General features: G+C 70.5%; 15 protein-coding genes. 8 read left to right on the top strand and 7 right to left on the bottom strand.

Annotated features, from left to right (window positions below; genetic code table 11):
• Entirely contained in the window at positions 1 to 765 is a 765-nt protein-coding gene (gene madM, locus ACE3OG_RS03835) for a malonate transporter subunit MadM (protein ID WP_374306174.1), read from the bottom strand.
• A complete protein-coding gene (gene madL / locus ACE3OG_RS03840) occupies positions 762 to 1,220 on the bottom strand; it encodes a malonate transporter subunit MadL (protein ID WP_374306175.1) in 459 nt (152 codons plus the stop codon). The genes madM and madL overlap by 4 nt, the downstream gene beginning before the upstream one ends.
• A gap of 118 nt (positions 1,221 to 1,338) precedes the next feature.
• On the opposite strand from madL, the gene ACE3OG_RS03845 reads away from it, so the two are divergent.
• From ACE3OG_RS03845 to ACE3OG_RS03880, 8 genes are read left to right on the top strand one after another with little or no spacing between them, the layout of a single operon-like run.
• The gene (locus tag ACE3OG_RS03845) at positions 1,339 to 1,692 is read left to right on the top strand and encodes a hypothetical protein (protein ID WP_374306176.1); all 354 of its coding nucleotides are present in this window, start codon (positions 1,339 to 1,341) and stop codon (positions 1,690 to 1,692) included.
• Positions 1,692 to 3,338 carry a malonate decarboxylase subunit alpha gene (gene mdcA, locus ACE3OG_RS03850; RefSeq protein ID WP_374306313.1) on the top strand — a complete coding sequence of 549 codons (1,647 nt, stop codon included), beginning with the start codon at positions 1,692 to 1,694 and terminating at the stop codon, positions 3,336 to 3,338. Before ACE3OG_RS03845 ends, mdcA begins: the two co-directional genes overlap by 1 nt.
• Before the next feature lie 14 nt (positions 3,339 to 3,352).
• Positions 3,353 to 3,670 carry a malonate decarboxylase acyl carrier protein gene (gene mdcC / locus ACE3OG_RS03855; protein ID WP_374306177.1) on the top strand — a complete coding sequence of 106 codons (318 nt, stop codon included), beginning with the start codon at positions 3,353 to 3,355 and terminating at the stop codon, positions 3,668 to 3,670.
• The gene (locus ACE3OG_RS03860; protein WP_374306178.1) at positions 3,667 to 4,596 is read left to right on the top strand and encodes a biotin-independent malonate decarboxylase subunit beta; all 930 of its coding nucleotides are present in this window, start codon (positions 3,667 to 3,669) and stop codon (positions 4,594 to 4,596) included. The genes mdcC and ACE3OG_RS03860 overlap by 4 nt, the downstream gene beginning before the upstream one ends.
• Entirely contained in the window at positions 4,583 to 5,299 is a 717-nt protein-coding gene (locus ACE3OG_RS03865) for a biotin-independent malonate decarboxylase subunit gamma (protein WP_374306179.1), read from the top strand. The genes ACE3OG_RS03860 and ACE3OG_RS03865 overlap by 14 nt, the downstream gene beginning before the upstream one ends.
• The gene (mdcG, locus tag ACE3OG_RS03870; protein ID WP_374306180.1) at positions 5,292 to 5,993 is read left to right on the top strand and encodes a malonate decarboxylase holo-[acyl-carrier-protein] synthase; all 702 of its coding nucleotides are present in this window, start codon (positions 5,292 to 5,294) and stop codon (positions 5,991 to 5,993) included. Before ACE3OG_RS03865 ends, mdcG begins: the two co-directional genes overlap by 8 nt.
• A complete protein-coding gene (gene mdcB / locus ACE3OG_RS03875; protein ID WP_374306181.1) occupies positions 5,990 to 6,832 on the top strand; it encodes a triphosphoribosyl-dephospho-CoA synthase MdcB in 843 nt (280 codons plus the stop codon). Before mdcG ends, mdcB begins: the two co-directional genes overlap by 4 nt.
• Complete coding sequence (locus ACE3OG_RS03880) at positions 6,829 to 7,761, top strand: acyltransferase domain-containing protein (protein ID WP_374306182.1); 933 nt, start codon at positions 6,829 to 6,831, stop codon at positions 7,759 to 7,761. The genes mdcB and ACE3OG_RS03880 overlap by 4 nt, the downstream gene beginning before the upstream one ends.
• A 15-nt stretch (positions 7,762 to 7,776) precedes the next feature.
• Here the strand turns inward: ACE3OG_RS03880 and ACE3OG_RS03885 are convergent, their stop codons facing one another.
• The 5 genes from ACE3OG_RS03885 to kdpA are packed head-to-tail and all read right to left on the bottom strand — an operon-like array spanning position 7,777 to position 15,575.
• A complete protein-coding gene (locus ACE3OG_RS03885) occupies positions 7,777 to 8,469 on the bottom strand; it encodes a response regulator (RefSeq protein WP_374306183.1) in 693 nt (230 codons plus the stop codon).
• Between the two features lie 5 nt (positions 8,470 to 8,474).
• On the bottom strand, positions 8,475 to 11,177 hold the full coding sequence (locus ACE3OG_RS03890; protein ID WP_374306184.1) for a DUF4118 domain-containing protein: 2,703 nt from the start codon (positions 11,175 to 11,177) through the stop codon (positions 8,475 to 8,477).
• 11 nt (positions 11,178 to 11,188) lie between these two features.
• Positions 11,189 to 11,785, bottom strand: a complete 597-nt coding sequence (kdpC, locus tag ACE3OG_RS03895) for a potassium-transporting ATPase subunit KdpC (RefSeq protein WP_374306185.1) — start codon at positions 11,783 to 11,785, stop codon at positions 11,189 to 11,191.
• An 11-nt stretch (positions 11,786 to 11,796) separates the two neighbouring features.
• Complete coding sequence (kdpB, locus tag ACE3OG_RS03900; RefSeq protein ID WP_374306186.1) at positions 11,797 to 13,857, bottom strand: potassium-transporting ATPase subunit KdpB; 2,061 nt, start codon at positions 13,855 to 13,857, stop codon at positions 11,797 to 11,799.
• Between the two features lie 14 nt (positions 13,858 to 13,871).
• Positions 13,872 to 15,575: a potassium-transporting ATPase subunit KdpA gene (kdpA, locus tag ACE3OG_RS03905; RefSeq protein WP_374306187.1), complete on the bottom strand. Its 1,704-nt coding sequence runs from the start codon at positions 15,573 to 15,575 to the stop codon at positions 13,872 to 13,874.
• Positions 15,576 to 15,686: the final 111 nt, after the last annotated feature.

Consider the following 15,686-nt stretch of genomic DNA (forward strand, 5'->3'; position numbering starts at 1 on the left):
TCATCCCACCAGCGCACGGACCGCCAGATAGAGAACGGACGGTCCAACCAAGCATCCAATGCCAGTATGGAAGGTCGCCGTCAAAGCGCCATAGGGGACGAGCTTGGGGTCGGTCGCGGCGAGGCCGCCGGCGACGCCGCTCACCGTGCCCATCAGTCCGCCGAAGGCCATCGCCGAGCGCGGATTGTCGAGCCCGACGACCTTCGCGAGCATGGGGGTGAACACCATCACCAGCACGGCCTTGAGCACGCCGGTGGCGATCGACAGGGCGATGACGACGGAGCTCGCGCCGAGCGCCGCCCCGGTCACCGGACCGACGATATAGGTGATGGCCCCGGCGCCGATCGTCGTCAGGCTGATGGCGTCGCGGTAGCCGTAGACCCAGGCGATCGACGCGCCGATGACGAACGGCAGCACGGTGCCGATGGCGAGCGCGCAGACGCCGAGGAGGCCGGCCTTGCGCGCCTCGACGACGTCGACCTCGAAGGCGGTCGCGACGATGGCGAAGTCGCGCAGCATGGCGCCGCCCATAAGCCCGACGCCGGCGAAGATCGGGATGTCGGCGAGGCCTTTCTTGCCGCCGGTGACGACGCCGCCGACATAGGCGAGCAGCAGGCCGAGAAGGATCGCTATGGCCGAGCCGTGGATGCGGCCCGCGGTCAGCCGCTTCGAGACGAAGAGCGAGATCCACATCACCGCGCCGACGACGGCGAAGGCGGCGACGAGGTTCTGCTCGATGAAGACGTGCTCGATCATGTGCATCATGGCGTGCGGGTCTTTCCTGTCGGGTCGTTCGGGAGGAGGTCGCCGGAGATGATCTCGCCGCCATGCTCGACGCCGGCGGGGTCGTGCACGTCCGAGGGACGCTCGCGGCCGATGCGCCCGAGCAGGGCGAGGGCGACGAAGCAGGAGGAGACGGTGGCGGCCGCCACGATGGCGACGAGCGGGCCGCCGCTCAGCGCCGCGACGACGTTCTGCTGCGCGGCCATGGCGACGACGATGGGGATGTACATCGTCCCCCAGAACTCGACGCCGAGCTTGACGCCGTGGTTCAGCGCGCCGGACTTCTGCAGGTAAACGCGGGCGGCGATGAGCAGCATCATGGCGAGGCCGACGCCGCCGACGTTCGCCTTGACGCCGAGCAGGACGCCGAGGAGATCGCCGAGGAAGACCCCGACCAGAGTGCAGATGGAGAGAAGGGCGACGCCGAAGATCGTCATGCTTCGGCCCTCCCTGATCGGATGCGGCGGCGGCCGCCGGCAAGGCGGTGGGGCATGGGGCGTTTCTCCAATGAGCCGCTCTTTCGGCGGCAGATCAAGTATACGTGAAGCCCGTTAATTGGCAATAGTGCATACAAAAAAATTTAACCGGGAGGCGCCTGCGCGCCATTCCTCTCCGTCCGCCGCGCGCCGCAAAGAGTCCCCCGACATCGACGCGCTTGACGAAACTCCTCTGGCGTCTCATCATTTTCCCTCGTTATGGCGCATGACCTCCAGGCGCCCGGCGCTGCGCGGGCGATGGCGCGAGTCGAATTTTTCCGCCGTCGTGTATGCGGGATATTGCAAAGAGAAAATTTTCGTATACAAAAGAGACAAATGGCCGCAGTCGCCGCGCGAATCATGGTTTGAAGAGTCCGCGCGTCGCCCGGAGGCCGGCGAAAAATGGGGAACGCAGATGGGGCGCTGGAGCTGATGAGGCGCTGGGACTTGGAGCGCGAGGCGCGCGCCTCGCGGATCGCCGCGGGCGCCGCGTTCGCGAAAGGCAAGATCGTCGCCGCGGCCGACGCCGCGGCGCTGCTCGAGGCGGTGATCCGGCCGTCCGACCGCGTCTGCCTCGAGGGCGACAACCAGAAGCAGGCGGACCTTCTCGCCAGGGCGCTCGCCGCCGCCGATCCCGAAAAGCTGCATGACCTGCACATGGTGCAGTCCGGCGTCGTCCTGCCCGAGCATCTCGACGTGTTCGAGACGGGCGTCGCGAAACGGCTCGACTTCGCCTATTCGGGGCCGCAGGCCGGCCGCATCGCCAGGATGCTCTACGGCGGCCAGATCGAGCTCGGCGCCGTCCACACCTATCTCGAGCTGTTCGCGCGCTACTTCATCGACCTGACGCCGAACGTCGCGCTCGTCGCGGCGGTGAGCGCCGACCGCGACGGCAATCTCTACACCGGGCCCAACACCGAGGACACGCCGACCGTCGTCGAGGCGACCGCCTTCAAGGACGGGATCGTCGTCGCGCAGGTGGGCGAGGTGGTCGAGCGCGTGCCGCGCGTCGACATTCCGGGCGACCGCGTGCATTTCGTGGTGGACGCGAAGAAGCCGTTCTACGTCGAGCCGCTGTTCACCCGCGATCCGGCCGCCATCACCGAGACGCAGATCCTGACCGCCATGCTGGCGATCAAGGGCATCTACGCGCCCTATGGCGTGCGCCGGCTCAACCACGGCATCGGCTTCAACACCGCGGCGATCGAGCTGTTGCTGCCGACCTTCGCCGAGCGCCTCGGCCTCAAGGGCAAGGTGTGCACCCATTTCGCGCTCAACCCGCATCCGACGCTGATTCCGGCGATCGAAAGCGGCTGGGTGGAGCAGATCCACTGCTTCGGCTCGGAAGTCGGCATGGACGGCTACATCGAGGCGCGCTCCGACGTCTTCTTCACCGGCCCAGACGGCTCGCTGCGTTCGAACCGCGCCTTCTGCCAGACCGCCGGCCTCTACGCCTGCGACATGTTCATCGGCTCGACGCTGCAGATCGACCTCGCCGGCCATTCCTCGACCGTCACGCCGACGCGCATCGCCGGCTTCGGCGGCGCGCCGAACATGGGGTCCGACGCGCGCGGGCGCCGGCATCCGGCGCAGCCGTGGATCAAGGCCGGCGCCGAGGCCGATCCGGATACGCCGCCCGCCCTGCGGCGCGGGCGAAAGCTCGTCGTGCAGATCGGCGAGACTTTCGGCGAGGGCAACGCGCCGACCTTCGTCGAAAAGCTCGACGCGCTGGCGCTGGCCGAAAAGCTCAAGCTCGACCTCGCGCCGGTGATGATCTACGGCGACGACGTGACCCATATCGTGACGGAGGAGGGGATCGCCAACCTGCTGCTCTGCCGCGACGCCGACGAGCGCGAGCAGGCGGTGCGGGGCGTCGCCGGCTATACGCCGGTTGGGCGCGGCCGCGACAAAAAAATGGTCGAGCGCCTGCGCGCGCGCGGCGTGATCCGGCGGCCTGAGGACCTCGGCGTCGACGTGCTCGACGCCGACCGCAGCCTGCTCGCCGCGCGCTCGATCAAGGATCTCGCGCGCTGGTCGGGCGGCCTTTACCGTCCGCCGTCGAAATTCCGCAACTGGTGAGGGGAGACTTTATCGTGGAGACCCTCTGTTTCGAGCATGAGACGCGCGCGCCGGCGCGCGGGACGCGCCGGCAGGCGCTCGTCGGCGTCGTCGCCTCCGGCAATCTCGAGGCGCTCGTCGAGCGCGTGCTGCCCGAGCGCACATGCCGCGTCGAGATAGCGACCTCCGCCCATGGCTTTTCCGACGTCTGGGCGGCGGTCGTCGCCGACTTCGTCGAGCGCCATTCTCCGGGCGGGCTGCGCTTTTGCGTCAACGACGGCGGCGCGCGGCCGGACACGGTCGCGCTGCGCCTCGCGCAGGGCGTCAGGACGATCGAGGAGGGGCGGCCATGAACGCCCCCGCCGAAACGCCGGCGCCCGCCATGAGCTGGAGCGAGGTGTGCGCGCGCCGCCGTCTCGCCGCGCTCGTCGACTACGGCTCCTTCGTCGAATTCATCGGCCCCGAGGCGCGCGAGACGAGCCCGCATCTCGACATCTTCGACCTGCCGAAGCAGTTCGACGACGGCATGGTCGTCGGACGCGCGCGGCTTTCCGGCGAAGACGTCTTCGTCGCGGCGCAGGAGGGCCGCTTCATGGGCGGCGCCTTCGGCGAGGTCCATGGCGCCAAGCTCGTCGGCCTCCTTCGCGCGGCGCGCGCGTCCAAAGGAAAAATCCGCGCCGTTCTGATCCTGTTCGACACGGGCGGCGTCAGGCTGCAGGAGGCGAACGCCGGCGAGCTCGCCGTCGCCGAGATCATGCGCGCCATCCTCGACTTCCGCGCCGCCGGCGGCGCCGTCGTCGGGCTGATCGGCGGGCGGGCGGGCTGCTACGGCGGCGGCGGGCTGATCGCCGGCTGCTGCGGCGCGCTCGCCATCTCCGAGGAGGGCCGGCTCAGCGTCTCGGGGCCGGAGGTCATCGAGACCAACAAGGGCGTCGAGGAGTTCGACTCGAAGGATCGCGCGCTGGTCTGGCGCACGATGGGCGGCAAGCACCGCCTGCTGATCGGCGCGGCGCAGGCCTTCTGCGACGATGCGCCGGAAAGTTTTCGCGCGGCGGCGCTGGAGCTCCTGAAAGACCCGCCGCCCTTCGACCTTGCGACGATGGAGAAGGAGCAGGCGCGGCTCGAGCGCCGCCTTGCGCGCTTCGGCGCGATGCGCGAGGCTCGCGACGTCTGGGCCGCGCTCGGCGCCCCCGATCCGGCGGCGATCCCCGAGCTCGCGACGCAGGACTTCGCCGCGCTCGCCGGAAAAATTGCGGAGGACGCTCATGACGCTCGATGAGATTCTCGCCTCCCTCTTTCCGGGCGGCGGCGCGCGCGTCGGCGACGACGGGCTGATTTCCGGCGCCGGGACGATCCCGGGCGTCGGCGAGGCGGACGTCGTCGGCGTCGCCAATGGCGCGGCGCTCGGCGTCGAAGGCGCGGCCCGCCTCGCGGGCATGACGCTCGACATCATAAAGGCGGGGCGCGGGCGGCCGCTGCTCGTGCTGATCGACAGCGACAGCCAGCGCATGAGCCGGCGCGACGAACTGCTCGGCCTTTCCGAATATCTCGCCCATCTCGCCAAATGCCTGAGGCTCGCCGAGCTCTCCGGCGTGCGCACGGTCGGAATCCTCTACGGCCATACGGCGGCGGGCGCCTTCATCGCCACCGCGCTCGCGACCGGCGTCCTCGTCGCGCTGCCGGGCGCGAACCCCGAGGTGATGGACCTGCCCTCGATGGCGCGCGTCACCAAGCTGCCGCTCGAGGTGCTGCAGGAGAAGGCGAAATCGACGCCGGTGTTCGCCCCGGGCCTCGACAATCTCGCGAGGACGGGCGCCGTGCGCGAGGTGTGGGACCCGGCGCGCCCGTTGCCGGAGCAGCTCGCGGCGCTGCTCGCGCAGCCGGTCGGCGCCGACGTCCGCGACGAGCTCGGCGCGCAGCGCGGAGGGCGCCCGCGCGCGCAGGACGTCGCCCGTCGCGTCGAAGCGCTGGCCGATGGCTGAGGACGCCGCGGCTTTCGGAACGGTCGCCGCGCCGGGCCGCCATGGTCTGCTGCGCGTCGGCGTCGAAGGCTTCGCGCGGGCGCTCGCCCGCTCGGGCGCGGAGCCGGCGCCGCTCGTCGCGCAGTGGGCGGCGCTGGGGCGCCCGCTGATCGCGCGGCGGCGCGGGCCCTGCGACGCGGCGGGGCGGATCGCCGCCGGCCTGCCGCTGCCGCCGGCGCAGGGCAAGGCGCGGCTCGCGCTGTCGCTCGAGCCCGCCGACGTCGAGGCGCTGGAGCCGCCGCCAGAGCTTGAAGCCTGCGCCGCTTTCGCGCCGCCGGCCTGGGGCGCTGCGATCGGCGCGCTCCTCGAAGCCGGAGCCGTCGCGGGCGTCGCGCCGCGCTGCTTCGGCTCGCTCGCCTGGAGCGCGCTGACAGAGCTCGCGTATCTCGGCCCCGCCTCCGACCTCGACGTGATCTTCGTCGCGGACGCGACGACCGACGTTCGACAGCTTTTGGCCGGCCTTGAAGAGATCGCCGCGCGCGCGCCGATGCGGATCGACGGCGAGATCATCCTCGCCGAAAGCGGCCTCGCCGCGAACTGGCGCGAGCTTGTCGACGGCGCGCCGCAGATACTCGTCAAATCCATGCAGGGCGCGGGGCTCGTCGCGCGCGACGCCTTTCTTGCGGCGCGCGGCGCCATGAGCGTCGTCATATGAGCCTCGCCTTCGCTCCGCGCCGGGCGCCGCGGCGTCATCCGCTTTCGCCGCAGGCGCTCGGCGCGCTCGCCGCCGACTGCCTGCGCCGCGAGGTCGAGACCTTTCCCAAGCCCGGCCTCGTCAGCCACGTCGACAACGGCAGCCATAGCGATATGACGGCCGACACGCTGCGGGCCAGCGCCGACGCTCTGGAGCCGTTCTTCGTCCGCCTCGCCAAGGCCGGCGCGCGCCATGCGCGGATGGACGAATTGCGCGTCGTCGGCCTCGACGCGGAGGCGGCGATGATGGCCGCGACCTGCGGCGTCAACGCCCATCGCGGCGCGATCTTCGGCCTCGGCCTGCTTTGCGCCGCCGCAGCCGCGCCCGCGGCGGAGAGCCTTGGCGCGACCGTGCGGCGGCGCTACGGCGAGGCGATCGTCAAGGGTCCCGTGGCGCTCCTGAGCCACGGGACGCGCGCGCGCCGCCGCTTCGGCGCGCAGGGCGCGCGGGGCGAGGCGGCGGCCGGCTTTCCGAGCGTCTATGGCGTCGGCCTGCCGGCTCTGGCGCACGCGGAGCGGCTCGCGCCGGGCGATGCGGAAGCGGCGCGCGTGAACGCCTGCTTCGCGCTGATCGCGCGCGTCGAGGACACCAACCTCCTGCATCGCGGCGGCGCGGACGGCCTCGCTTTCGCGCGGGCGCAGGCGCATGAGTTCATGGCGCGCGGCGGCGTCGGCGCGCCGGACTGGCGCCGGGAGGCGGAGCGCGTCCATGTCGCCTTCGTCCGCCGGCGGCTCAGCCCCGGCGGCTCGGCCGATCTCCTCGCCTTCAGCCTGTTCGTGCGCGCCGTGGAGGCGTCATGACGATCGCCATCCTGTGCTCGGGGCAGGGAACGCAGCATCGCGACATGTTCGCGCTGACCGCGGACGCGCCGCAGGCGCAGCCTGTGTTCGCGGCGGCGACGAAGGCGCTTGGCGAGGATCCGCGCGACTTCGCGCGGGAGGCCGACGAAGCCGCGCCGCACGCCAACCGCGCCGGCCAGATCCTGTGCGTGACGCAGGCGCTCGCCGCCTTCGCGGCGCTGCGCGAGGCGCTTGAGGCCCCGGGCGTCGATCTCGCCGTCGCCGGATACAGCATCGGCGAGCTCGCCGCCTGCGCGCTGGCCGGCATGCTGGCGCCGCAGCCGGCGCTCGAGCTCGCCGCGCGCCGCGCCGCGCTCATGGACGCGGCGGGCGGCGCCGACGGCGGACTTTCGTTCGTGCGAGGCCTTCCTCGCGCGAAAATCGACGCGCTTTGCGCGCGCTTCGACGCAAACGTCGCCATCGTCAATCCCGGCCTGACTTTCGTCGTCGGCGGCGCCCGCGTGGCGCTTCCCGAATTATGCGCGGCGGCTCTGGCCGAGGGCGCGGCCAAGGCCGGCGCGCTCAAGGTTTCCGTCGCCTCGCACACGCCGCGCCTGGCGGCGGCGAGCGAGGGCTTCGCGCAGGCGCTGGCCGCGCAGGACATGGCCCGCCCGCGCGCGGGCGTGCGCCTCTTCAGCGGGATCGACGCCGCCCGCGTGTTCACGCCCGCTCAGGCGCGCGAAAAACTCAGCCGGCAGATTTCGCAGACGATCGACTGGGCGGGATGCCTTGTGGCCTGCGTCGAGGCCGGAGCGACGCGCTTCCTCGAGCTCGGCCCCGGCCATGCGCTGGCGGCCATGGCGGCGGACCTCGCCGGCGGGGCGTCCGCGCGCGCGCTGGAGGATTTCCGCACGCTCGAAGGCGCGCGCGATTGGCTGTCGGCGCCCTGAGTCGCGAAACATCCCTCACGGTCCCCGCCAGACGACGCGATATCCGACGCCGGGCTCGGTCAGGATGAAACGCGGCCCGGCGCCGTCGCCTTCGAGCTTCTGCCGGAGCTTTCTGACGAACACGCGCAGATATTGCGCGTCGTCGACATGCGCCGGCCCCCAGACTTCCGTCAGGATCTGGCGGTGCGTCAGCACCCGGCCGGCGTGCCGCACGAGCAGCCGCAGGACGTCGAACTCCTTGGGCGTCAGCTTGACGGGCGCGCCCTTCAGGGTGACGCTGTGCGCGAGCGTGTCGACGACGAGGTCGCCGCTGCGATAGACCGCCGTCTCGCCAGAGGCGACGAGGTTGCGGCGCAGCGCCGTGCGGATGCGCGCCATCAATTCGCCGACGCCGAACGGCTTGTTGACGTAGTCGTCGGCGCCGAGGTCCAGCGCCTGCACCTTCTCGTCCTCCTGGTCGCGCGCCGACAGCACGATGATCGGCGTCTGGCCCTTCTCCCTGAACGCGCGGATCAGCTCCTTGCCGTCGCAGTCGGGCAGGCCGAGGTCGAGGACGACGAGGTCCGCCCCATGACGCCTGAACGCCTCCAGCGCCTCGGCGGCCGTCAGGGCGCTGAACGCTTCGTAACCGGCCGCGGCGAGGCTCGGCTTCAGGAAGCGGTGGATCTGCGGCTCGTCGTCGACGACGAGAATCCTGGTCGGCGCCATGGCGTTCAGCCTTCCAGCGCTTTTTCGGCCTGCTCGTCGGCGAGGTCGGCCGCCGGCAGGGTTATGGAGACGCGAAGGCCCCGCCCCTGCGCGATCGGGCTCTCCGCGACGATCGAGCCGTCCATAGCCTCGACGACGCCGCGGCAGATCGCAAGCCCCAGCCCCGTCCCGGGCGGGCGCCCGTCGCCGGGCTCGCCCCTGTAGAATTTCTCGAAGATCATCTCGAGCTTGTCCGGCGCCGCGCCCGGCCCGTCGTCCTCCACCATGGCGACGACCTCGTTTCCCCGCCGCCTCGCGCGCACCCGCGTCGTCGCGCCCGCGGGGACGTATTTGTCGGCGTTGTCGAGAAGATTGAAGAAGACCTGTTCGAGCAGCGGACCGTCGCCGCGCACGAGCGGCAGGTCCTCGGCCAGGGCGGCGTCGATCCTGCGCTCCGGGAAAGCTTTCCGGGCCCGCGAGACGGCGCCGCCGATGGCGTCCTCGACGTCGACCAGCTCATGCTTGACGTCGAGCGCGCCGGATTCGACGCGGGTCATGTCGAACAGGTTGGAGACGAAACGCGCGAGCCGGCGCGCCTCCTCCTCGATCGCCAGCAACAGGTCGTCCTTGTCCCTGTCGCAAAGGCTGGCGCCGAACTGCCGTAGCGTCGTCACCGAGCCCAGCACCGAAGCGAGCGGCGTGCGCAAATCGTGGGACAGCGACGACAGCAGGGCGTTGCGCAAGCGCTCCTTCTCCATCGCCGCGGCCGTCTTCGCCGCCTCCTCGACGAGCAGGGTGCGTTCGATCGAAATCGCGGCCTGGTCGCCCAGCGCGAGCAGCATCCGCTCCTCTTCGGCGGCGAAGGTCTTGCGTCCGTCGGGAGGCTCGACGCCGACTGCGCCGATGACGCCGCGCGACGTGCGCAGCGGGTGGAACTGGTATTTCGCGTTGGGCAGCGTGTCGAGCCCGCAGCCCGCCGGCTCGCCGTGCTTCAGGGCCCATTGCGCCGCCGCCCATTCGGCCGGCGCGATCGCGTCCTCCGGCGGAAAGGCGGCGCGGATTTCGAGGTCGCCGTCGCGCGGCAGCAGGATGATCGCCTGCGACTTCAGGATGTTGGCGACCTGCGCGACGAAGGTCCACAGAACGTCGTCGAGCCGCGCGACGCCCGCGAGCTTGCGCGCGAAGTCATAGAGGCTCTGCGTCGTCGCGGCGCGCCTGCGCGCGGCCGACGCCTCCTCCCGCGCGCGGCCGGCGAGGCCGCCGGTCAGCACCGCGACGATCAGGAAGACGACGAGCGCGAACAGCTCGTGCGGCTCGGCGATCGTGAAGGTGTAGAGCGGCGGAATGAAGAAGAAATTATAGGCGAAGAAGGAGAGCAGCGCCGCCGCGATCGCCGCCGCCGCGCCGAACAGGACGGCCGAGCCCAGCACGGCGGTCAGGAAGATCATCGACAGGTTCGGCAGCCGCAGATGGGCCGCGACGATCTCGCCGACGCCCACCGCCGCCGCGACGAGCAGCACGACCGTCGCCGCCGCGGCGGCGAAGGCGGAAGGCGCGACGGGCTTGCGCGGGCGCCGTCTCCGCGGCGCGTTCTCGCCGGCGAGGACATGGATCGCGATGTCCGACGCGCCGCGGATCAGCGCGCCCGCGAGGTCGCGCCTGCGCCATCGCGCGAACGGCCCGCCGCGGGCGCGGTTGACGAATATCTGCGTGATGTTCTCCCGGCGCGCGAGCCGCAGGAGGTCGTCCGCCATATTATTGGCGGCGATCCTGCGCGAGTCCGCGCCGAGCCGCTCGGCGAGCCGCAGGTTCTGCTCGAGCCGCCGCAGCTCGGGCTCGTCCGTCGTCGCGGCGCTCCGTTCGAGCGCGACGGCCATCCACGACGCGTTGAGGCCGCTCGCGATGCGGCTCGCGGATCTTATGAGCGCCTCCGAGGCCGGGTCCGGCCCGACGCATGCGAGGATCCGCTCGGCCGTCGGCCATGCGCCCTGGATCGCGTTCTGGCGCAGATATTCGACCATCTGGTCGTCGACGCGGTCGGCCGTGCGGCGCAGCGCGAGCTCGCGCAGCGCGGTGATGTTGCCGATCCTGAAGAAGCCCTCGGCGGCGCGCCGCGCGTTGTCGGGCAGGTAGACCTTGCCTTCCTTCAGGCGCTCCAGCAGCTCGGCGGGCGTGATGTCGACCACCACGACTTCGTCGGCCTTCTCGAGGACGGTGTCCGGGGTCGTCTCGCGCACGCGCACGCCGGTTATCCGCGAGACGACGTCGGCGAGGCTTTCGAGATGCTGGATGTTGACCGCGGTCCAGACGTCGACGCCGGCGCGCAGCAGCTCCTCGACGTCCTGATGGCGCTTGGGATGGCGGCTCTCGGGCGCGTTCGTGTGCGCGAGCTCGTCGACGACGATCAGCGCCGGCTTGCGGGCGAGGGCGGCGTCGATGTCGAATTCCTCGATGACGCGGCCGCGGTAGTCGACATGGCGGCGCGGCAGGACCTCGAGCCCCTCGAGCAAAGCCTCGGTCTCGGCCCGCCCATGCGTTTCGACGAGGCCGATCACGACGTCGACGCCCTCGCAGCGCAGCCGCCGCGCGCCCGAAAGCATGGCGTAGGTCTTGCCGACGCCGGGCGCCGCGCCGAGAAAGATCTTGAGCTTGCCGCGGCCCTCCCGCCGCGCGGCCGCGAGCAGGCTGTCGGGATCGGGCCGAAGGTCCTTCTCGTCCGCGCCGGCCATCGATCCTCAACTCAGGCGCCGCGGTCGAGATCGAGGTTGAGCGTCAGCACGTTGACGCGCGGTTCGCCGAAGACGCCGAGAAACGGCGCCTCGATCCTGCGCGCCACCAGCCGCCTGACGCTCTCCTCCTTGAGGCCGCGCGCCGCGGCGACGCGGCCGACCTGCCACAGAGCATACTGCGGCGAGATATGCGGATCGAGCCCGGAGGCGGAGGTCGTGACGGCGTCGGCCGGGACCGGCCTGTGCGGGCCGCCGCCGAGCGCCGCCACGCCGGCTTTCACGCGGTCGACGAGCTTTTGCGAGGTCGGCCCAAGGTTCGAGCCGCCGGAATTCGCCGCGTTGTAGGGGGCCTCGACGGTCTTGCCGGCGTCCGTCGGGTCGGGCGCGGCGGTGGCCGACGGGCGGCCGTGGAAATATTTGTCCGACGTGAAGTTCTGGCCGATCAGCGCCGAGCCGACGATCTCGCCGTCCCGCGCGAGCAGGCTGCCGTCGGCCTGCGGACGCAGCGCGACGCGGGCGAGGCCGGCGACGAGCAGCGGATAGGCGATCCCGGTGAGCAGGGTGAACAGGACGATCATGACGATCGCCGGGCGGATTTGGCTGAACATGGCTTTCGTCCTCAGGCCAGATGCAGGGCGGCGACGGCGAGGTCGATGACCTTTATGCCGACGAACGGCGCGAGGACGCCGCCGAGGCCGTAGATCGCCAGATTGCGGCGCAGCAGCGCGGCGGCGCCGATCGGGCGATACGCCACGCCGCGCAGCGCCAGCGGGATCAGCGCGACGATGATCAGCGCGTTGAAGATGACGGCCGACAGGATCGCCGACTGGGGCGAGCCGAGCTTCATCACGTTGAGCGCCTGAAGCTGCGGATAGGCGCCGATGAACAGCGCCGGAATGATCGCGAAATATTTGGCGACGTCGTTGGCGATCGAGAACGTGGTGAGCGAGCCGCGCGTCATCAGCAGCTGCTTGCCGATCTCGACGATCTCGATGAGCTTGGTCGGATCGGAATCGAGGTCGACCATGTTGCCCGCCTCGCGCGCGGCCTGCGTGCCGGTCTGCATGGCGACGCCGACGTCGGCCTGGGCGAGGGCGGGCGCGTCGTTGGAGCCGTCGCCGCACATGGCGATCAGGCGGCCGCCCTCCTGCTCCTTGCGGATGAAGGCGAGCTTGTCCTCCGGCGTCGCCTGCGCGAGAAAATCGTCGACGCCGGCCTCCGAGGCGATCGCCGCCGCGGTTATGGGATTGTCGCCGGTCACCATGACGGTCTTGATTCCCATGGCGCGCAACGCCGAAAAGCGCGACTTGATGTCGGGCTTGACGATGTCCTTGAGGTGAATGACGCCGAGAAGCCGACCGTTCTCGCAGACGGCGAGCGGCGTGCCGCCGGCGCGCGCGATGCGCTCCACCGCCTGCCTGAACTGCGCCGGCGCGTCGTCTATCGTCTTTCCGGCTTTCGCGAGGATGGCGTCGACCGCGCCCTTGCGCAGCGAGCGCCCCTCGAGGTCGACGCCGGAAACCCGCGTCTGCGCGGTGAACGGCGCGAGCCGCGCGTCCTTCGGCGCCTCGACCGCCTCGACGCCGTAGCGCGAACGCGCCAGCGCGACGACGGACCGGCCCTCCGGCGTCTCGTCGCAAAGGCTCGACATCAGCGCGGCTTCCGCCAGCGCGCGCTCCGGGACGCCCTGGACGGGCAGGAATTCGTCGGCCATGCGGTTGCCGAATGTGATCGTGCCGGTCTTGTCGAGCAGCAGCGTGTCGACGTCGCCGGCGGCCTCGACGGCGCGTCCTGAGGTGGCGATGACGTTGAAGCGGACGAGGCGGTCCATGCCGGCGATGCCGATGGCGGACAGCAGGCCGCCGATCGTCGTCGGGATCAGGCAGACCAGCAGGGCGATCAACACCGTCACGGAGAGCGTCGCGCCGGAATAGGCGGCGAGCGGCCAGAGCGTCGAGCAGACGATGAGGAAGATGATCGTCAGGCCCGACAGCAGGATGGAGAGCGCGAGCTCGTTCGGCGTCTTGCGCCGCTCCGCGCCCTCCACCAGCGCGATCATGCGGTCGATGAAGGTCGAGCCGGGGGCGGCGGTGACGCGCACCTTGATCCAGTCCGACAGCACCATGGTGCCGCCCGTGACGGCCGAACGGTCGCCGCCGGATTCGCGGATGACGGGCGCGGACTCGCCTGTGATCGCGGATTCGTTGACCGAAGCGACGCCCTCGATCACCTCGCCGTCGCCGGGCACGAGGTCGCCCGCCTCGACCAGAACGACGTCGCCGATCCTGAGGTCGAGCGCCGAGACGCCCTGCGCCACCGCCGCCATGCCGGACCTGCCGTCCGGGTCGATCAGCAGCTTGGCGCGCGCGTCCGTGCGCGTCTTGCGCAACGCGTCGGCCTGCGCCTTGCCGCGCCCTTCCGCGACGGCTTCCGCGAAATTGGCGAACAGCACGGTGAACCACAGCCAGGCCGCGATCTGGCCGGTGAAGGCGGCGCCGTCGGCGTGCGTCGCAAGATCGCGCGCGAACAACACGGCGACCACGGCCGACACGACTTCCGTGACGAAGATCACGGGGTTTTTCGCCAGTTTCCGCGGGTCGAGCTTGCGGACGGCGTCGAGCGCCGCGCGCCGGATGACGGCGCCGTCGAACAGGCTGGGCGAAGCTGTCTTCGAAGTCATCTGCGGAGCTCCGTTCAGAACGTCTTGCCGTCGAGCATGAGGAAGTGCTCGACGATCGGGCCGAGCGCGAGGCCCGGGAAATATTGCAGCATGTAGAGAATGACGATGACGCCGAGCAGCAGGCCGACGAACAGCGGCCCGTGCGTCGGGAGCGTGCCGGCGGAGGGCGCGATACGCTTCTTGGCCGCGAGCGACCCGGCCATGGCGAGGACGGGAATCACATAGACGAACCGTCCGATGAACATGGCGAGGCCAAGCGTCGTGTTGTACCAGAGCGTGTCGCCCGAGAGGCCGCCGAAGGCCGAGCCGTTGTTGGCGCTGGTCGAGGCGAAGGCGTAGAGCGCCTCGCTCAGTCCGTGCGGGCCCGCGGCGCCCAGCGAATCGAGACCGGCCTTGAGCGTGACCGACGCGCCGGAGAAGCCGAGCACGGTCAACGGGTAGACGAGGACGGCGAGCATCGCGAGCTTCATCTCGCGCGCCTCGATCTTCTTGCCGAGATATTCGGGCGTGCGTCCGACCATCAGGCCGGCGACGAACACCGCGATGACCGCCACCACCAGGAAGCCGTAGAGGCCGGCGCCGTCGCCGCCGGGCGAGATGCAGCCGAGCAGCATGTTGAACATGGGCGCGAGGCCGGCGAGCGGCAGCAGCGAGTCGTGCATGGCGTTCACCGCGCCCGTGCTCGTGCCGGTCGTCGCCGCGGCGAAGAACGCGCTCATCGCCTGGCCGAAGCGGACCTCCTTGCCTTCCATGTTGCCTTGCGCCGGGTCGACGCCGAGCGCGGTCAGCAACGGGTTGCCGCCGCTTTCGTAGAAATAGGCGACGAGCGCGCCGACGATCAGGATGGCCGTCATCGTGGCGAGGATCGCCGCGCCCTGCCGCTGGTCGCCGATCACGCGGCCGAAGGCGAGGACCGAAGCGATGGGGACGATCAGGATCGCCCAGATCTCAAGCATGTTCGTGAAGGCGTTGGGGTTCTCGAACGGGTGCGCCGAGTTGGCGTTGAAGAAGCCGCCGCCGTTGGTGCCGAGCTCCTTGATGAACTCCTGGCTCGCGACCGGCCCGATCGAGATGACCTGCCTTGCGCCCTCGAGCGTCCGCGCCTCGACCGAGCCGAGCAGAGTTTGCGGGACGCCGGCGGCGACGAGCGCGAGCGCGCCGATGACCGAGATCGGCAGCAGGACGTAAAGCGTCGACCGCGTCAGGTCGACCCAGAAATTGCCGACCGTCGCGGACTGCGAACGGCCGAAGCCGCGCACGAGCGCGAAAGCCATGGCGAGGCCGGTCGCGGCCGAAACGAAATTGTGGACGGTGAGGCCGAGCATCTGCACGAGATGGCTCATCGTCGTTTCGCCGCCGTAGTTCTGCCAGTTGGTGTTGGTGACGAAGCTCATCGAGGTGTTGAACGCGAGATCCGCCGGAACGCCGTCGAAGCCCTGCGGGTTGAGCGGCAGAAGGTTCTGCAGCCGCTGCAGGGCGTAGAGCGTCGCGAAGCCGGCGACGCTGAAGGCGATCATCGCGATCGTGTAGGCGAAGGCGCTCTGCTCGCGCGCCGGATCGACTCCGGCGAGACGATAGAAGCCGGCCTCGACCGGTCCGAAGACGGGCGAAAGAAACGTGCGCTCGCCGCCGAGGACGCGCGCCATATGGGCGCCGAGCGGAACGGCGGCGACGAGCGCGAGCACGGTCGCGATCTGCGACCAGCCAACCAGCGTCATGTTATGTCCGCAGGCGGCGCCTGCGCCTCGATCTAGAGCGTTTTCAGCAAAAGTTGCAGACTTTTGCGTTGAGAAAACGCGTTTAAACAAATAGCTGGAGCGCGTTCAGCG

It is taken from the genome of Methylocella sp. (assembly GCF_041905455.1).
GTDB lineage: Bacteria > Pseudomonadota > Alphaproteobacteria > Rhizobiales > Beijerinckiaceae > Methylocapsa.